Annotated in this window: 15 protein-coding genes; 6 read left to right on the top strand and 9 right to left on the bottom strand. The window is 71.1% G+C overall.

The window, feature by feature from the left end; translation table 11 throughout:
• Window positions 1–20: 20 nt before the first annotated feature.
• Complete coding sequence (locus ACIBKX_RS27455; RefSeq protein ID WP_363274327.1) at window positions 21–977, bottom strand: LysR family transcriptional regulator; 957 nt, start codon at window positions 975–977, stop codon at window positions 21–23.
• Window positions 978–1,047: 70 nt separating this feature from the next.
• Here ACIBKX_RS27455 and ACIBKX_RS27450 point away from each other — a divergent pair, with 70 nt between their 5' ends.
• Window positions 1,048–2,166, top strand: coding sequence for a TDT family transporter (locus ACIBKX_RS27450; protein ID WP_363274326.1), 1,119 nt, complete (start codon window positions 1,048–1,050; stop codon window positions 2,164–2,166).
• Here ACIBKX_RS27450 and ACIBKX_RS27445 read toward each other — a convergent pair.
• The 5 genes from ACIBKX_RS27445 to ACIBKX_RS27425 form a co-directional block, all read right to left on the bottom strand.
• A complete protein-coding gene (locus ACIBKX_RS27445; RefSeq protein ID WP_363274325.1) occupies window positions 2,135–2,857 on the bottom strand; it encodes a helical backbone metal receptor in 723 nt (240 codons plus the stop codon). The two genes, ACIBKX_RS27450 and ACIBKX_RS27445, sit on opposite strands and share 32 nt — an antisense overlap.
• A 9-nt stretch (window positions 2,858–2,866) precedes the next feature.
• Entirely contained in the window at window positions 2,867–3,439 is a 573-nt protein-coding gene (locus tag ACIBKX_RS27440) for an XRE family transcriptional regulator (RefSeq protein ID WP_363274324.1), read from the bottom strand.
• A gap of 105 nt (window positions 3,440–3,544) precedes the next feature.
• Complete coding sequence (locus tag ACIBKX_RS27435; RefSeq protein ID WP_363274322.1) at window positions 3,545–4,534, bottom strand: hypothetical protein; 990 nt, start codon at window positions 4,532–4,534, stop codon at window positions 3,545–3,547.
• A 176-nt stretch (window positions 4,535–4,710) separates the two neighbouring features.
• Window positions 4,711–5,232: a phospholipase A2 gene (locus ACIBKX_RS27430; RefSeq protein ID WP_363274321.1), complete on the bottom strand. Its 522-nt coding sequence runs from the start codon at window positions 5,230–5,232 to the stop codon at window positions 4,711–4,713.
• Window positions 5,233–5,326: 94 nt separating this feature from the next.
• A complete protein-coding gene (locus ACIBKX_RS27425) occupies window positions 5,327–5,671 on the bottom strand; it encodes a helix-turn-helix transcriptional regulator (RefSeq protein WP_363274319.1) in 345 nt (114 codons plus the stop codon).
• Between the two features lie 119 nt (window positions 5,672–5,790).
• Between ACIBKX_RS27425 and ACIBKX_RS27420 the strand changes: the two genes are divergently transcribed.
• Window positions 5,791–6,138: a transposase gene (locus ACIBKX_RS27420; RefSeq protein ID WP_363274318.1), complete on the top strand. Its 348-nt coding sequence runs from the start codon at window positions 5,791–5,793 to the stop codon at window positions 6,136–6,138.
• A 350-nt stretch (window positions 6,139–6,488) separates the two neighbouring features.
• Here ACIBKX_RS27420 and ACIBKX_RS27415 read toward each other — a convergent pair whose 3' ends face one another.
• Both ACIBKX_RS27415 and ACIBKX_RS27410 read right to left on the bottom strand, forming a co-directional pair.
• Window positions 6,489–9,101 (bottom strand): ABC transporter permease/substrate binding protein, encoded by a 2,613-nt coding sequence (locus ACIBKX_RS27415; protein WP_363274317.1) that lies wholly within the window; start codon window positions 9,099–9,101, stop codon window positions 6,489–6,491.
• Window positions 9,094–10,233: a glycine betaine/L-proline ABC transporter ATP-binding protein gene (locus ACIBKX_RS27410; protein ID WP_363274316.1), complete on the bottom strand. Its 1,140-nt coding sequence runs from the start codon at window positions 10,231–10,233 to the stop codon at window positions 9,094–9,096. Before ACIBKX_RS27410 ends, ACIBKX_RS27415 begins: the two co-directional genes overlap by 8 nt.
• Before the next feature lie 310 nt (window positions 10,234–10,543).
• Between ACIBKX_RS27410 and ACIBKX_RS27405 the strand changes: the two genes are divergently transcribed.
• The 4 genes from ACIBKX_RS27405 to ACIBKX_RS27390 all read left to right on the top strand — a co-directional run bounded on the left by ACIBKX_RS27405 (window position 10,544) and on the right by ACIBKX_RS27390 (window position 14,070).
• Window positions 10,544–11,449, top strand: coding sequence for a 5'-3' exonuclease (locus tag ACIBKX_RS27405; RefSeq protein WP_363274414.1), 906 nt, complete (start codon window positions 10,544–10,546; stop codon window positions 11,447–11,449).
• A gap of 52 nt (window positions 11,450–11,501) precedes the next feature.
• Window positions 11,502–12,344 carry a siderophore-interacting protein gene (locus tag ACIBKX_RS27400; RefSeq protein WP_363274315.1) on the top strand — a complete coding sequence of 281 codons (843 nt, stop codon included), beginning with the start codon at window positions 11,502–11,504 and terminating at the stop codon, window positions 12,342–12,344.
• 162 nt (window positions 12,345–12,506) lie between these two features.
• Window positions 12,507–13,088, top strand: a complete 582-nt coding sequence (locus ACIBKX_RS27395; protein ID WP_363274313.1) for a GNAT family N-acetyltransferase — start codon at window positions 12,507–12,509, stop codon at window positions 13,086–13,088.
• A gap of 22 nt (window positions 13,089–13,110) precedes the next feature.
• Window positions 13,111–14,070, top strand: a complete 960-nt coding sequence (locus ACIBKX_RS27390) for an RluA family pseudouridine synthase (RefSeq protein WP_363274311.1) — start codon at window positions 13,111–13,113, stop codon at window positions 14,068–14,070.
• Here the strand turns inward: ACIBKX_RS27390 and ACIBKX_RS27385 are convergent.
• Window positions 14,064–15,578, bottom strand: a complete 1,515-nt coding sequence (locus tag ACIBKX_RS27385) for a cytochrome P450 (RefSeq protein ID WP_363274310.1) — start codon at window positions 15,576–15,578, stop codon at window positions 14,064–14,066. The genes ACIBKX_RS27390 and ACIBKX_RS27385 overlap by 7 nt on opposite strands.
• Between the last annotated feature and the right edge of the window lie 14 nt (window positions 15,579–15,592).

The following is a 15,592-nucleotide window of genomic DNA, read 5'->3' as shown; positions in this document are numbered from 1 at the left end:
GGGGCTTCGGGCACCCTCCGTCAGGACGCCCGCGTCAGTGACAGCAGGTCCCGCGCCGGTCCCGTGGGCCGGTGCCCCGTGGGCCACACCGCGCGGAGGGCGCGGCCCAGGCTGACGCCCTCCAGGGGGATCTCCACCAGTCGTCGCGCCGCCAGCTCCTCCCCCACCGCCAGCTCGCTCAGCACCGCGGGCCCCGCCCCGCTCACCGCGGACGCCTTCACCGCGGTGGTGGAGGACAGTTCGATCAGCGGCCGGGCGAGACCGCCGAGCGCCGCGGCGAGGACCTGCCGGGTGCCCGAACCCTCCTCGCGGAGGATCAGCGGGGTGGCCGCCAGCTCGGCCGCCGCCAGCGGTTTCCGGCGCCGCGCCCACACGTGCCCCGGCGCGGTGACGACGATCAGCCGGTCATGGGCAATGACTGCCGAGTCGAGCCCGCTCGGCACGGTGAGCCCCTCGACGAAGCCGAGGTCCGCCTCCCCGGAGAGCAGCCGCTCGGCGACCGCCGCCGAGTTGCCGGCGAGCAGCGAAACCGCCGTGTCCGGCCGCGCCGAACGCAGCGCGATCAGCCAGCCCGGCAGCAGATACTCCGCGATCGTCATGCTCGCCGCGACCCGCAGCCGCGAGTCACGCCGGTCCCGCAGCGCCTGCGCGCCCGCGTCGAACGCCTCCGCCGCCTCCACGATCCGCCGCGCCCAGTCCGTGACCAGCGCCCCCGCGTCGGTGAGCCGCGAACCGCGCGGCGACCGGTCGACCAGCGCGACCCCGAGCTGCCGCTCCATCGACCGGATGCGGCTGCTCGCAGCGGGCTGCGTGATGCCCAGCTCCCGCGCGGCCCGCCCGAGGCTGCCGAGCCGCGCCACGGCGAGCAGCAGTTCCAGCGCCCCGAGGTCCGGCACACGGTGGGCGAGCGGCACCCCCGACGGCGTATCGGACTCGGGAAGGCCGGGCGAACCGGAGGGCGAAGCGGACGTACTCATAAGGCCAGTTTATGTCCCCATAGGGACATGACTCCTGGTGGGGGGCCTGCCGAGGCACGAACGTGGACGCATGGTCACCGTCGCCCAGCCGCAGGCACCCGCGCCCGCGCCCGCCCGTTTCGCCCCCGCCACCCGCCACCTCGGCCCGAACTGGTACGCCGCCGTCATGGGCACGGCGATCATCGCCAACGCCGGCGCGACGCTCCCCGCGCACGTCCCCGGCCTGCGCACCGCCTGCACGGCGGTCTGGGCGCTCTCCCTGCTGATGCTGGCCCTGCTGCTCACCGCCCGCACACTGCACTGGGTCCACCACCGCGACCAGGCCCGCGCCCACCTCCTCGACCCGGCCGTCGCCCCCTTCTACGGCTGTCTGGCCATGGCCCTGGTCTCGGTCGGCGGCGGCGCGCTCCTGGTGGGCGAGGACTGGATCGGCACGGGCGCGGCACTGGCCCTGGGTGCCGTGCTCTTCACGGCCGGCTGTGTCATCGGCCTCGCGGTGGCCGTGACGGTCCCGTACCTGATGGTCGTCAAGCACCGCATAGAACCGGGCCAGGCCTCGCCGGTCTGGCTGCTTCCGGTGGTGGCGCCGATGGTGTCCGCGGCGGTCGGCCCGCTCCTGGTCCCGCATCTGCCGGCCGGCCAGGCGCAGGCGACGCTGCTCTTCGCCTGCTTCGCGCTGTTCGGCCTGAGCCTGCTCGCCACCCTGGTGATGCTGCCGGTGATCTTCGCCAGGCTCCTGACGGGCGGGCCCCTGCCGCTCGCCCTGACCCCCACGCTCTTCCTGGTCCTCGGCCCGATCGGACAGTCGACCACGGCGGTCAACAAGTTCGCCGACACGGCGGCGTCGGGCGCCGTGCCCGCCCCCTTCGAGCAGGGCTTCTCCGTCTTCGCCGTCCTGTTCGGCGTACCGATGATGGGCTTCGCCCTGCTGTGGCTGGCGCTGGCCTGCGCAATGGTGATCCGGGCCCGCCGCCAGGGCATGGGCTTCGCGATGACGTGGTGGGCCTTCACGTTCCCGGTCGGCACCTGCGTCACGGGCGCCGAGGGCCTGGCCAAGCACACGGGCCTGGCGGCGTACGACTGGCTGGCGGTCGCCCTGTACGCGGCCCTGGTGGCGGCGTGGGCGGTGGCGCTGACCCAGACGGTGCGCGGCCTGGTCAGCGGAAGGCTGCTCGCAGCGCCGCGCTGAGTACCTCCGGCGCCTCCCCCAACGACGGTCCGTACCACGTCAGATGGCGCCCGCTCACCAGCGCGGCCGGGACGGGGAACGCCTCGGGGCCGTCCTCGCGGGTGAAGCGGTACGGCTCGTCGGGAAGCACGACCAGGTCCGGGTCCGTCGCCCTCAGCTCCTCCAGGGGGATGCGGGGATAGCGGTCGGCGTGCGTCGCGTAGACGTTGTCGACGCCCAGGCGGCGCAGCAGGTCGCCGGCGAAGGTGTCGCGGCCCAGGACCATCCAGGGGCGCCGCCAGATCGGGACCACGGCACGGAGCCGGGCCTCCGGCGGCGGGAGCCGTGTCCAGGCCTCCTCCGCCTCGTCCAGCCAGCGCGGCCGGCCCGCCCCGCAGGCGGCGAGCACCCGGGTCAACTCCCGGAAGGCGCCCGGCAGATCGCGTACCTCCGTGACGAGTACCTCGATGCCCGCGGCGCGCAGCTCCGCGAGGTCGGGGGCGCGGTTCTCCTCCTCGTTGGCGATCACCAGATCGGGGGCGAGCGCGATGATGCCGCGTACGTCGGGGTTCTTGGTGCCGCCGACGCGGACCACGTCCAGGTCCGCCGGGTGGCTGCACCACTCCGTGGCACCCACCGGCGCGCCCGGCATGCTCACGGCGATCGCCTCGGTCAGCGAGGGGACGAGGGAGACGACCCGCACCACAGACATGGGGCCTCCTCAGCGGCGGACGTCGTCCGTCGCCTCGATGTGGTCGGCGACGGCCACGACGAGGACCTGGCTGTCCGGCACCGTCGCCCGCCAGCGGTGCCGCACCCCGCCGGTGAGATACAGGCTGTCGCCGCGGCCGAGCCGGTGCGCCCTGCCCTCCGCCTCGACCTCGACGGCACCGCCCACGACGTACATCAACTCGTCGTTGCGGTGCTGGAATTCACGCCCTTCGTCGTGGTCGCCGGTGAACTCCATGGCGTGCAGCTGGTGATGTCCGCGCACCAGGTTCCGTACGCGGACGTCGGGCGAGGAACCCTCGCGCCCGCCTTCGTCGGCGCGCATCAGATCGACCGTGCCCGCGGGGTCGGCGGCGGCGAGCAGTTCGACGTCGGTGGTCAGGAGCGCGTCGGCGACACGCTGCAGGGAACGCCTGCTGGGCCGCGCCCGCTCGTTCTCCACCTGGCTCAGGAACGGCACCGAGAGCCCGCTGCGCTCGGCCACCACGGCGAGGGTGAGCTCCAGCTGCCGGCGGCGGCGCCGCACGGCCGAGCCCACCCGGAGGGGTTCCTTCTGCTCGTCCATCGCCCCGGCTCCCTTCTGCGCGTCGGTCCACTCTCGACCCTGTTGGGTTTTCTGCACCCTACGCATGTTCGCCAAACGGTTTTGCCCCGTTGCGCGGACCGATACCTACAGCTCGCGCCAGTACAGCAGCTGCCCCGCCTCGCCCGGCGCCGCCCCCTGGGCCGGCACGAACAGGCTCACCAGCAGCGCGGGCCTGCCGTGCGGGTCGGTCAGGAGGGTCGCGGAGGGGTTGGCGAAGGCGCGGCTGCCGCCGTGCGTGCGGATCTCGAGCCGGTCTGCACGCCCGCTCGAGGGGTCGTACGCATAGCTGCGCCAGCTCCCGAAGTCGCCGCGCCACCGCTGCCCCTCGACGAGGAGCATCCGCTGCCCGGCCAGCTCGACGGGTGCCCGGTCGCCTATGTTGCCGGTGTTGCCCCAGGTCTGCAGGGCCTGGTCGAGCCGCCGGTCGGGCGTCGCCTTCCAGTGCCGGAAGCCGGTGAGGGTGGCGCGCAGCTGGCGGTCGGTGTCGCAGTCGGCGCGGTAGTGCCCGGTGAGCTCGACGGTGTCGCCGTGGACCGCGGTGACGGCCGGTGTGCCCTCGGCGCAGCGCGAGAGGGTGCGCGGGGCGTCGTACGCACGGGTGGCGCGCCCGGAGAGCAGCGCGGCCTCGTCGGCGTACCCGCGCACGGCGATGTGGTTGTCCGGGTCCTTCTCGTACGCGAGGACGTAGCCCCCGCGCCCGTCGTCGGCCAGGGACGCCTGATGGGTGCCGGGGCCGAAGTCGTGACGGCGCTGCCAGTGCCGCAGATCGGCGGAGGTGGCGACGCCCGCGTGGAAGCGGCCGTCGTCCAGGAGCGTGTGGTAGACGGCCAGATAGCCGCCGTCGGACCGCTGGACGATCTGTGCGGCGTCCATGGTGCGACCGGTGTCGTCCCGCGCGTCGTAGCGGTGCCCGTCGGCCGCGCGGACATCGCCGACGAGGGCCGCGAGGCGCCCGGTGGCGGCGGAGGCGGGGCCTGCGTCGGCCCGGTGCGCGAGGAGGAGGGCGCCGGCCAGGGCCAGGGCGGTGGCCAGCAGGATCGGCAGGGATCTGCCGGATCGGGGGACGACGGTCATGGGCGGGGGCTCACGGGGGTGACTCACGGGAGGGGGACGGCGAGGACCTCATCGGGGCTGAGGACCTCATCGAGGCTAAGGACTGCCCCCGTCCGCCGGAACGGGCTGCGGGGTGGGATGCGCCACACGGCACCGCCCACCCCATCCCCCGCCCCAGCGGCCCCGAGGATGCCGGGTCAGCTGACGCGGTCGTAATACGCCTTCGCTGTCTTGCGGCACTTCGCGCGCTCGGCGGCGGTCTTCTGCGGCTGGACCGCGCACTGGCGGTTCATGTCGAAAAGGAACGCCTTGTCGACGCGCCGTTCGTGCTTAGAGCCCGCGAATGCCTTCTTGCCGATCAGCTGCTTGTAGTTGCGATATCCGAAGTCGTGCCGGGCGCAGGGCAGCCGGAAATCAAATCCGCCCGGCTTGTCGGCGAGCCGGGTGCACCAGTCGGTGTCCCAGCGGAATCTCCAGCGGTCGACCCCGGCCTTGGCCAGCTTGCGGGTCTTCCGCCAGTCCTTGACGCTCGTCTCGCTGGAGCGGGTCAGCTCGTACAGACGCCGCATCTTGCTGGAGCCGCCCTGCCCGGTCACCGTGTCGCCGGCCTGCGACGCCACCGTGCCGTCGGTCTGGGGCGTGGCCGTGGCCACGCCCGCCCCCGTCGCCAGCACGCCCGCCACGGCTAGCGACGCGACACTGATCCGCGATATGAGCATGTCGTTTCTTCCCCGTTCATCGATGGCTCCTGTGCGGGCAAGAGCGTATGGACGAGGAATGACACATTCATAGTGAATCTTTAGGCACTGCCCTTTAGTGCAGGAATCCCCTCTGGTCGGCTTCCACAGCCGGTCGCCGCATTCCGTCCGGGCAGAGCAGACCGTGGTGGACGATGGCGATGACGACCGCGTCGAGCCGGGTCCGGAGCCCCAGCTTCCCGATGATGCGGGCGACATGCGCCTTCACCGTCCGCTCCGCGATTCCGAGCTGCCGGGCAAGGGCCGGGTTCGGCAGCCCGGCGCCGAGGAGCAGCAACACCTCCTTCTCACGGCACGTCAGGTCATGGACGGCCGGCGGCTCCCCGGCCGAGTGGAGTGCGGACTCACACGGGCAGTTCGGCTGCGGTTCCGTGTACTCGATGCTCACAGCGGTAGTCACCAGTTCCCCGTTTCCCCGTTGGCACTTCCGATCAACGTGCACTGTAGGGCACCGCGTTCGCAGTTGTGAGGGGTGTATCGGCGTCTCACGTGGTGCTACGCGTACGGCATCATGACGGAGTGACCAGTGACCTCTGCCGACGCCTCGTCCCCGACGAACTGTGGGCGGTGGTCCGCCCCTTGCTCCCCGAGTTCCCCGCACGCCCACAGGGCGGCGGGACCGCGCCGCGCGACGAGCGCGCCGTCTTCACCGCGGTGGTGTTCGCGCTGACCGGCGACTGCGCCTGGCGGCAGATCCCGTCGGCCTTCGGCGTCCCGCCGGCCACCGCACACCGCCGCTACACCGCCTGGACCCGCTCCCAGCTGTGGAATCGCCTGCTCAGCGCGGCCTCGGAGGCCGGCGTCGAGCCCGACTGGGTGGCGGCGATCGCCGCCGCGGCGGCGCGGCGCGCGAGAGCAGCCACGTGAGACACGTGACATGATCATTCGTTACATCATCCGGACACACCCCGGTCAGACCCGGAACCAACCGTTCCAAAATGTCGGCATCGACGCCGAACCACCCGTCTTGCCAGGGGAACTGACTGGCCGTGAGCCACCGCACGGCCTTCGTCGAGGTGGATCCGAGGTAACGGTCCTGCGGTACGGCCGGATCGCATTCACTCGGACATGTTCGGGCAAGGCGGCCCAAAGCATTGAATTTGCTATTACTCACTGCGCACAGCGAAGCGCGGCGGCCGACGCCACCGGGACACGAAAGAGCCCCGGCACCGAGGAGTACTCGGTGCCGGGGCTCCGTCAGGCGTGGCGCCGGGCCGTCACTTCACGGGGGCCATCTTGTCGACGATCCCGGGATGGGCGTCGATCCAGTTCTGGACGCCCTCCTCCTCGTGGTTCTTGCCGGCCTTCTGGACCGCCTGCTCCAGGCTCATCAGCTCGTCCGGAGTCATCTTCCAGTTCTTCAGCCAGCCGTTCAGCTCCGAGTACTTCTTCGGGAAGCTCTTGTGGGCCAGCGTCTTGATCTGGTTGTTGGCACCCCAGGTCTTCTTGGGGTCCTCCAGGCGCGTGAGCTTGTACTTGTTGTACGCCCAGTGCGGCGACCAGAGCACGACCGCGACCGGCTCCTTCTTCGCGTACGCGCGCTCCAGCTCGGCGAGCATCGAGCTGGTGCCCGCGGTGGTCAGCTCGAAGTCGTCCAGGCCGTAGGCCGGCATGACCTTGTTCTTCAGCCGCATCATCTGGCCGGTGCCCGGCTCGATGCCGACGATCCTGCCCTTGAACTTGTCCTTGTTCTTGCGCAGGTCGTCCATGGTCTTGACGCCCTTGACGTACGACGGGACCGCGACTTCGAGCGTGGTCTTGTCGTACCAGGCCCCGACGTCGACGAGGTCCTTCTTGTACTTCTCCCAGTACTGCTTCTGCGCGACCGGCAGCCAGCCGTCGAGCTCGAAGTCGACCTGCCCGGTGGACAGACCCGTGAACAGCGGGCCGACGTCGAGCTTGGTGGTCTTCGGCTTGTAGCCGCGCTTCTCCAGGACGTTCTTCCACAGGTACGTGGCGGCGATGCCCTCGTCCCACGCCGGGTAGCCGATGTTCGGCGCGGCGCCGGCCTGCCGGCCCTTCGCGTACGTGTCCTTGGCGACCGGGGCCATCTTGTCGACGATGCCCGGGTTCTTCTTCATCCAGGCCTTGACGCCCTCGTCCTGCTTGCCCTTGCCGGCGTCCTGGATGGCGCCTTCGAGGGAGGTGAGCTGCGCCTCGCTGAGCTTGAAGTCCTTCAGCCACTGCGCGACCTGCGGCTCCTGCTTCGCGAAGCCCTTGCGGCCGATGGTGTGGATACCGTCGCCCGAACCGAAGGCGGCCTTCGGGTCCTTCAGCTTGGTGAGCTTGTACTTGTCGTACGCCCAGTGCGGCGACCAGAGGGTGACCGCGATGGGCTCCTTCTTCTTGTACGCGCGGTCCAGCTGGGCCAGCATCGCCGAGGTGTTGGACTTGACCAGCTCGTACTTGCCCTTCAGGCCGTACTCGTTCTGGACCTTGTCCTCGTAGAGCTTGGTCTCACCGGCGCCGGGCTCGATGCCGTAGATCTTGCCCTTGAACGTGTCGCTCTTGCCCTTGAGGTCGTCGAGCGTCTTGACGCCCTTGACGTAGGACGGGACCGCGATCTCCAGCGAGGTCGGGCCGTACCAGCTGCCGTAGTCCTCCAGCTGGTCGCCGTACTTCTTCCAGTACGGGTCGTGCGTGGCCGGCAGCCAGGAGTTGGTCTGCACGTCGACGCTGCCCTGGGCCTGGCCGTTGTAGAGGGCGCCGACCTCGAGGGCCTTCACGTCGGGCTTGAAGCCGCGCTGCTCGAGGACGTTCTTCCACAGGTACGTGGAGGCGGTGCCCTCGGGCCAGTCGATGTAGCCGAACTTGATGGTGCGGCCCTGGCCGACATTGGCGGAGACCTTCGTGGCCTCGTCGTCCTTGCCGAAGACGTTCAGACCGCCCGCGACGAGCGCGAGGACCAGGACGCCGACCATGGCGACCGGCGTGGCCGGCTTCCACTGCATGATCCGCAGCCCGCCGAGCGAGGCGTTGGCCTTGGCCAGGGCGCGCCGGCCGAGCGGCGAGACGCGCTGGTTGAGGGCGCCGGTCATCCGGTCCAGGTACATCGCGAGGATGACCACCGCGATACCGCCCTCGAAGCCGAGCGCGACATCGACGGAGCTGATGCCGTCGTACACGGTGGAGCCGAGACCGCCACCGCCGACCATGCCCGCGACGACGACCATCGAGAGCGCCAGCATGATCGCCTGGTTCACGCCCGCCATGATCGTGGGCAGCGCGAGGGGGAGCTGGACGCGCCACAGGGTGGAGCGCGGGTGGGTGCCGAACGCCTCGGCGGCCTCGACGAGTTCCTCGTCGACCTGCCGGATGCCGAGCTCGGTGAGGCGGACGGCCGGCGGCAGCGCGAACACGATGGTCGCGACCATGCCGGGGACCGGGCCGACGCCGAAGAAGAAGATGCCGGGGATCAGGTAGACCATGGCGGGCATGGTCTGCATGAAGTCGAGCACCGGGCGCACGATGCCGCTGACGGTGCGGCTCTTGGCCGCCCACATGCCGATCGGCAGCGCGATCACGAAGATGATCACGCAGGAGACGAGCACCAGCGACAGGGTGTTCATCGCCGGGTCCCACTGCTCGATCGAGTCGATCAGCGTGAATCCGGCGAAGGTGGCCACACCGGCGAGCAGTCCGCGCAGCCAGAAGGCCAGCACGGCGAAGATGCCGATGAGGAGGAGCGGTTCGGGCGAGGTGAGGACCGCGTTGACACCGTCGTAGGCGTTCCCGACGACCAGCTTGATGAAGTCGAAGAGCCACTCGCAGTTGTCGCGCAGCCAGTCGACCCCGGAGGCGACCCAGTCGCCGATATGGATCCTAGGCACTGGCGATCACCTTGCTCTTCGGGTCGTTGCCCTCGTCCTCGGTCACGGCCACCGCGTCCTGCGGCCCGGACTCGCCCTGCCGCGGCACGGACCCGTCCTCCTGCGTCGCGGACGCCTCCTCGCCGAGCACGGCGAGCAGCCGGGCGCGCGACACGACACCTGTGAGGGCGCCGTCGGCGTCGGTGACGGCCACGGCGACACCGCTGGTGGAGCACGGCGTGAACAGCTCGATGATCGGGGTGTCCTTGGTGACCGTCGCCGGGGCATCGGCCTGCACGAAGTCCGCGTCCGGCTCGGACATGATCGCGCCCGCCGTGAGCACGCGGGAGCGGTCGACGTCCTGCGTGAAGGAGGCGACGTAGTCGTTGGCCGGGGTCACCAGGATGTCCTCGGCGTTGCCGATCTGGACGATCCGGCCGTCGCGCATCACGGCGATCTGGTCGCCCAGGCGCATGGCCTCGTTCAGGTCGTGGGTGATGAAGACGATGGTCTTCTTCAGCCGCTTCTGGAGTTCGAGGAGCTGGTCCTGCATGTCACGGCGGATCAGCGGGTCGAGCGCGCTGAACGACTCGTCCATGAGCAGCAGGTCGGCGTCGGTGGCCAGGGCGCGGGCCAGGCCCACGCGCTGCTGCATGCCGCCGGAGAGCTCGTCGGGCCAGGACTTCTCCCAGCCCTTCAGTCCCGCGAGTTCGAGCGCGACCATGGCCCGCTCCTCGCGCTCGGCGCGCGGCACGCCCTGCACCTCGAGGCCGTAGCCGGCGTTCTCGAGGACGCTGCGGTGCGGGAAGAGGGCGAAGTGCTGGAAGACCATGCTGATCTTCTTGGAGCGCACCTCGCGCAGCTCGCGGGCGCTCAGACCGGTCAGGTCCTGTCCGTCGAAGAGCACCTGTCCGGCCGTCGGCTCCGACAGACCGTTGAGCATGCGCAGCAACGTGGACTTGCCGGATCCGGAGAGACCCATGACGACGAAGATCTGGCCCGGCTCGACCGTGAAGGAGGCGTCGATCACCGCGGCGGTGGTGCCTTCGGCGCGCAGCTCCTCTCGGTCGGTTCCGTGGCGGAGTTTCTCCACCGCGTCAGCGGGTCGTCTGCCGAACACCTTGTACAAGTGCTCGGCTTGCAGCCTGGACACATACACCTCTCGGGTTGAACCAAGACGGCCCGCCTCCCCCGCCGGCGGGCCGTGGAGCAGTGTGGGTTCTGCCCACTGTTGCCCGGCGAAATAGTTGAATCGTCGACCGGGAGCGCTCCGGATCCGCGCCTGCCCGCACTTACACAGGCCAAACGCAAGAGTGTTCCAGTTCACATTCCGTTCACTTCTGTACAGCCGGAAACCGCCCCGTTCCTGCGGGGCCGAAACAACGCCTTGACGCAGGCGCAGCCGGTGCGCTGTCAGTGCCGTGCGGCATGATGCGAACGTGACTCAGCGAACGCGACGGCTCATGCTGCTCGACACGGCTTCCCTGTACTACCGCGCCTATTTCGGGGTCCCCGACTCCGTGAAGGCCCCGGACGGCACCCCGGTCAACGCGGTGCGCGGCCTGCTGGACTTCATCGCCCGGCTCGTCCAGGACCACCGGCCCGACGACCTGGTCGCGTGCTGGGACGCGGACTGGCGCCCGCACTGGCGGGTCGAGCTGATTCCCTCGTACAAGGCGCATCGCGTCGCCGAGGAGGTCGAGCAGGGCCCGGACGCCGAGGAGACCCCGGACACGCTGTCTCCGCAGGTCCCGATCATCGAGGACGTGCTCGACGCGCTCGGCATCGCACGCGTGGGGGTGGACGCGTACGAGGCGGACGACGTGATCGGTTCGTACGCCGCCCGGGCCACCGGCCCCGTCGACATCGTCACCGGCGACCGCGACCTCTATCAGCTGGTGGACGACGAGCGAGGCATCCGCGTCCTCTATCCCCTCAAGGGCGTCGGCACGCTCCAGCTCACGGACGAGGACTGGCTCCGCGAGAAGTACGGCGTGGACGGCGCCGGCTACGTCGACCTGGCGCTGCTGCGCGGCGACCCGAGCGACGGACTGCCGGGCGTGCCCGGCATTGGCGAGAAGACCGCGGCCAAGCTGCTCGACGCGTACGGAAATCTGGCCGGAATCATGGCCGCCGTGGACGACCCGAAGAGCAGGCTGACGCCCTCGCAGCGCAAGCGGCTCGACGAATCGCGGGGATATGTCGCGGTCGCGCCGACGGTGGTCCGTGTCGCGGACGACGTGCCGCTGCCGGACGTGGACCTCGCGCTGCCGGACGAGCCGCGCGATCCCGCGGCGCTCGACGAGCTGGCGGCGCGGTGGGGGCTCGGTGGCGCACTCCAGCGGTTGTTGTCCGTTCTCCGGGACTGAGGTGCTAGCTTAGGTAAGCCTAAGCAACCTTTGATCAGGGGAGGCCGTCGCCATGGCAGAACGTCCCGCACGCAAGGCACCGAAGACCCACGTGGCGCAGGTCGTGCGCACCGAGCGGCTCACCCCGCACATGCAGCGGGTGGTACTCGGCGGCGACGGCCTCGCCGAGTTCACGGCGGGCGACTCCACGGATCACTACGTGAAGCTGCTGTTCCCCGCCGAGGGCGTGGCGTACCCGGAGCCCTTCGACATCCAGAAGATCCGCGAGGAGTTCCCGCGCGAGCAGTGGCCCGTGACGCGTACGTACACGGTCCGCTGGTGGGATCCGCGCGCCCGCGAGCTGGCACTCGACTTCGTCATCCACGGCGACGAGGGCCTCGCGGGCCCGTGGGCCCGGCGCGTGCAGCCCGGCGCGACGGTCCGCTTCCTCGGTCCGGGCGGTGCGTACGCTCCCGACGCCGCCGCCGACTGGCATCTCCTCGCAGGTGACGAGAGCGCGCTGCCCGCGATCGCCGCGGCGCTCGAGGCGCTGCCGCAGGGCGCGCGGGCGTTCGCCTTCGTGGAGGTGGGCTCGCCGGACGAGGAGCAGAAGGTGGACTCCGCGGCCGGCATCGAGTGGCTGCACCGCGGGGAGCGCCCCGTCGGTGCGGCCCTCGTCGAGGCCGTACGCTCCCTGGACTTCCCGGCGGGCGACGTCCAGGCGTTCGTGCACGGCGAGGCGGGCTTCGTGAAGGAGCTGCGCCGGTACCTGCGGATGGAGCGGGAAGTACCGCGCGAGCGGCTCTCGATCTCCGGCTACTGGCGGCTCGGACACAACGAGGACGGCTGGCAGGCGTCGAAGCGGGAGTGGAACGCGCAGGTGGAGGCGGAGCAGGAAACGCTGCGCTCGGCTTGAGCGGGGGTGCCCCCAGGTTCGGGTTCAGGGCACCCGGCGCTGGGGGCGCCGTGATTCGGCTCGCCGCCGGTGGGTGCTGGTCGCACAGTTCCCCGCGCCCCTTCGGGGCACGCCCCCCAAAACCGCTCCCCTTTGTCTCTGTCTCGCTGGCACCATGCCCCCATGCCCTTCAAGATCTCTGACGTAGTCGCCGCGGGGACGCTCGCGCGGCAGGTGCAGCCGAGGATCGACGTCGCCGACGGGCTGGTCATCCGGCCCTGGTCGGTCGATGACGCGCCCGCCGTGTACGAGGCGTTCCAGGACCCGGTGATACAGCGCTGGCACGCCCGCGTCGCCGATTCCGTCGACGAGGCACGCGGCTGGATCGACGGCTGGCGCGAGGCCTGGGCCGAGGAGCGGGACGCGTACTGGGCGATCGCCGACACCGCCACCGACGCGGTGGTGGGGCGGATCGCGCTGCGCCTCATCGTGCTCGCCGACGGGCAGGCCGAGGTCGCGTACTGGACCATGCCGGCGGCCCGCGGCCGTGGCATCGCCCCACGCGCCCTGGCCGCGCTGACCCGCTGGGCCTTCGACGAGGTGGGCCTGCACCGCCTGGAGCTCACCCACTCCGTGGCCAACGAGGCGTCCTGCCGCGTCGCCCTCAAGACGGGGTTCGAGCCCGAAGGCACCAAGCGCAGCGCCGTCCTGCACGCCGACGGCTGGCACGACATGCATCTGCACGCCCTGGTCAGGGCCGACTGACCCGAACCGTACGCTGCACCCTGTGACCCGCACCCGCCGCATCCCGCCCGCTCCGCTGCCGCAACGCCTCGGCGTCGACCCCGTGCGGGTGCGGCTGCCGGTCGACGGGGCGTGGGAGACGGTCCGGGATCACCTCGTCGAGCGGCTCAACGCCGGGTCCGGGGTGATCGACGCGATGCTGCGGGACGGCAGGATCGTCGACGTCGACGGGGCGCCGGTGACGCCGGACGCGCCCTACGCGCCCGGCTCCTATGTGTGGTTCCACCGGGATCTGCCGGCCGAGGTCCCGGTGCCGTACGCCATCGACGTGGTGCACCGCGACGAGCACATCGTCGTCGCCGACAAGCCGCACTTCCTCGCCACCATGCCCCGCGGCAGCCACGTCACCGAGACCGCGCTGGCCCGGCTCCGCAGGGAACTCGGCATCCCCACGCTGGGCGCCGCCCACCGCCTGGACCGGCTCACCGCCGGGCTGATCCTGTTCACCGTGCGGCCCGCGGAACGCGGCGCCTACCAGAGCCTCTTCGGCGAGCGGCGGGTGCGCAAGGAGTACGAGGCCGTGGCCGCGTACGACCCCGGCACCGCGCTCCCCCGCACCGTACGCAGCCACATCGTCAAGGAACGCGGCGTCATGGCCGCCCACGAAGTCCCCGGCGCCGAGCCCAACAGCGAGAGCCGGGTCGAACTCATCGAGCGGGACGGCCGGTTGGGGCGATACCGGCTCACCCCGCACACCGGCCGCACCCACCAGCTCCGGGTCCACATGAACGCGCTCGGGCTGCCCATCCTCGGCGATCCCGTCTACCCGGTGGTCACCGGACCGGTGCCGCCGGACGACTACCGGCGGCCCCTGCAACTCCTCTCCCGCGTCCTGGAGTTCACCGACCCCGTGACGGGCGCCGAGCACCGTTTCGTCAGCGCACGCGCGTTGGGCGCCTGGACCTCGTACACCGACTGGCAGGGTTCCTGCGACGGTCAGTAGCCCCGCCACCAGGTGACGAAGCGCCGCCACGCCCCCTGGCGCGGCACGGCCGCGGCCACCGGCTCCGGCGCGGGTGCGGGCGGCGGCGTCGGAGCGGGCACCGGCTGCGGCTGCGGCGCGGCCGGCGCCGGATGGACGGGCCGGGGCGCGGGCGACGACACCTGCCAGTCGTTGCGCTGGCCCGGCACCCGCGCCATCGGCCGGGCCATCACGTCCTGCGGCGGCCTGGGCGCGAACTGCACCGGCAGCTCCACCAGATGGCGGGACAGGATGGACGAGTTCCACCTCAACTCGTGCTCCCCGACGGAGAGTTCGACATCGGGGAAGCGCATGAGCAGCGCGTCCACGCCGGTGTCGGCGATGGCCCGGCCGATGTCCTGACCGGGGCACTCGTGCGGACCGCCGCTGAACGCCAGATGGGACCGGTTGCCCTGCATGTTGGCCGCCAGGTCCGGGCGTACGACAGGGTCGACGTTGCCCGGCGCGATGCCGAGGATGAGTCCGTCGCCCGCCTTGATCTGCTGGCCGCCGAGCTGGGTGTCCTGCTTGGCGAAGTAGCCGATCATGGCGCTGAACGGCGGCTCGTCCCACAGCGACTGCTCGATCGCCTCCGGGACGGTCATCTGCCCGCCGCTGAGCTGGGCGCGGAACCGCGGGTCGGTGAGGACCGTCCGCAGCGCGTTGGCGATGAGGTTGGCCGTCGCCTCGTAGGCGGCGATGAGCACGAGCCGCAGGTGCGCGGCGACCTCGTCGTCGGTGAGCTGCTGGGGCTGGGCGATGAGGTTGCTGGTGAAGTCCTCCTCCGCCTTCGCCCGGCGCCGCGCCACCAGGCGCGTCAGCGCCTCCATGATGTACGCGTTACTCGCGATGGCGGTCTCGGTGCCCCTGATCATGTCGCGGGCGGCCTGGACCATCCGCTCGTTGTACTCCTCGGGCATGCCGAGGACATGGCACATCACCATCATCGGCAGATGCTCGGCGAACCCGCTCACCAGGTCGGCCTTGCCGTCCTGGCAGATGTCGTTGAGCAGCAGGTTGCTGTAGCGGTTGATGTAGCGGCGGATGCCCCGGTGGTCGAGGCCTCCCATGGCGCCGGTGACCGCGCCGCGCAGCCGCTCGTGCTCGGCGCCCTCCGCGAAGGTGGCCATGGGCTGCCAGGTGACGACGGGGGCAAGCGGGTTGTCGGGGCCCATGGAGCCGTCGAGGACGGCCCGCCACTGGCGCGAGTCGCGGGTGTACTGCGAGGGGGTGCGGACCATGTGCAGGTTCTCGCTGTGGCCGAGGACCGCCCAGATCCGTACGTCGTTGTGCAGCAGGACCGGGGCCACCGCGCCGTGCTCGGCGCGCAGCTTCTCGTACAGGCCGGCCAGGTCGGTGTCCGCCTCGGGGCCGTAGAGCCGGCGCAGTCCGCCGGGGCCGAAGCCGGAGCCCAGGGCGTGGGCGGGGCAGCCGGGGGGCGGCCCGGCCGGGTCGTCCATGCCGGGGTGGTGGTGGGAGGGAGTCGTCACGGTGATCGCTCCGG

This window comes from Streptomyces sp. NPDC050658 (assembly GCF_044457025.1).
In the GTDB taxonomy this organism is placed as follows: Bacteria; Actinomycetota; Actinomycetes; order Streptomycetales; family Streptomycetaceae; genus Streptomyces.
The sequence above is the reverse complement of the archived record's forward strand: the minus strand, read 5'-3'. Positions and strand labels throughout refer to the sequence as shown.

Excerpts from the sequence above, each read along its gene's own strand:
- ACIBKX_RS27455 (WP_363274327.1), bottom strand. The coding sequence starts at position 977 with ATGAGTACGTCCGCTTCGCCCTCCGGTTCGCCCGGCCTTCCCGAGTCC.
- ACIBKX_RS27450 (WP_363274326.1), top strand. The coding sequence starts at position 1,048 with ATGGTCACCGTCGCCCAGCCGCAGGCACCCGCGCCCGCGCCCGCCCGT.
- ACIBKX_RS27445 (WP_363274325.1), bottom strand. The coding sequence starts at position 2,857 with ATGTCTGTGGTGCGGGTCGTCTCCCTCGTCCCCTCGCTGACCGAGGCG.
- ACIBKX_RS27440 (WP_363274324.1), bottom strand. The coding sequence starts at position 3,439 with ATGGACGAGCAGAAGGAACCCCTCCGGGTGGGCTCGGCCGTGCGGCGC.
- ACIBKX_RS27435 (WP_363274322.1), bottom strand. The coding sequence starts at position 4,534 with ATGACCGTCGTCCCCCGATCCGGCAGATCCCTGCCGATCCTGCTGGCC.
- ACIBKX_RS27430 (WP_363274321.1), bottom strand. The coding sequence starts at position 5,232 with ATGCTCATATCGCGGATCAGTGTCGCGTCGCTAGCCGTGGCGGGCGTG.
- ACIBKX_RS27405 (WP_363274414.1), top strand. The coding sequence starts at position 10,544 with ATGCTGCTCGACACGGCTTCCCTGTACTACCGCGCCTATTTCGGGGTC.
- ACIBKX_RS27400 (WP_363274315.1), top strand. The coding sequence starts at position 11,502 with ATGGCAGAACGTCCCGCACGCAAGGCACCGAAGACCCACGTGGCGCAG.
- ACIBKX_RS27395 (WP_363274313.1), top strand. The coding sequence starts at position 12,507 with ATGCCCTTCAAGATCTCTGACGTAGTCGCCGCGGGGACGCTCGCGCGG.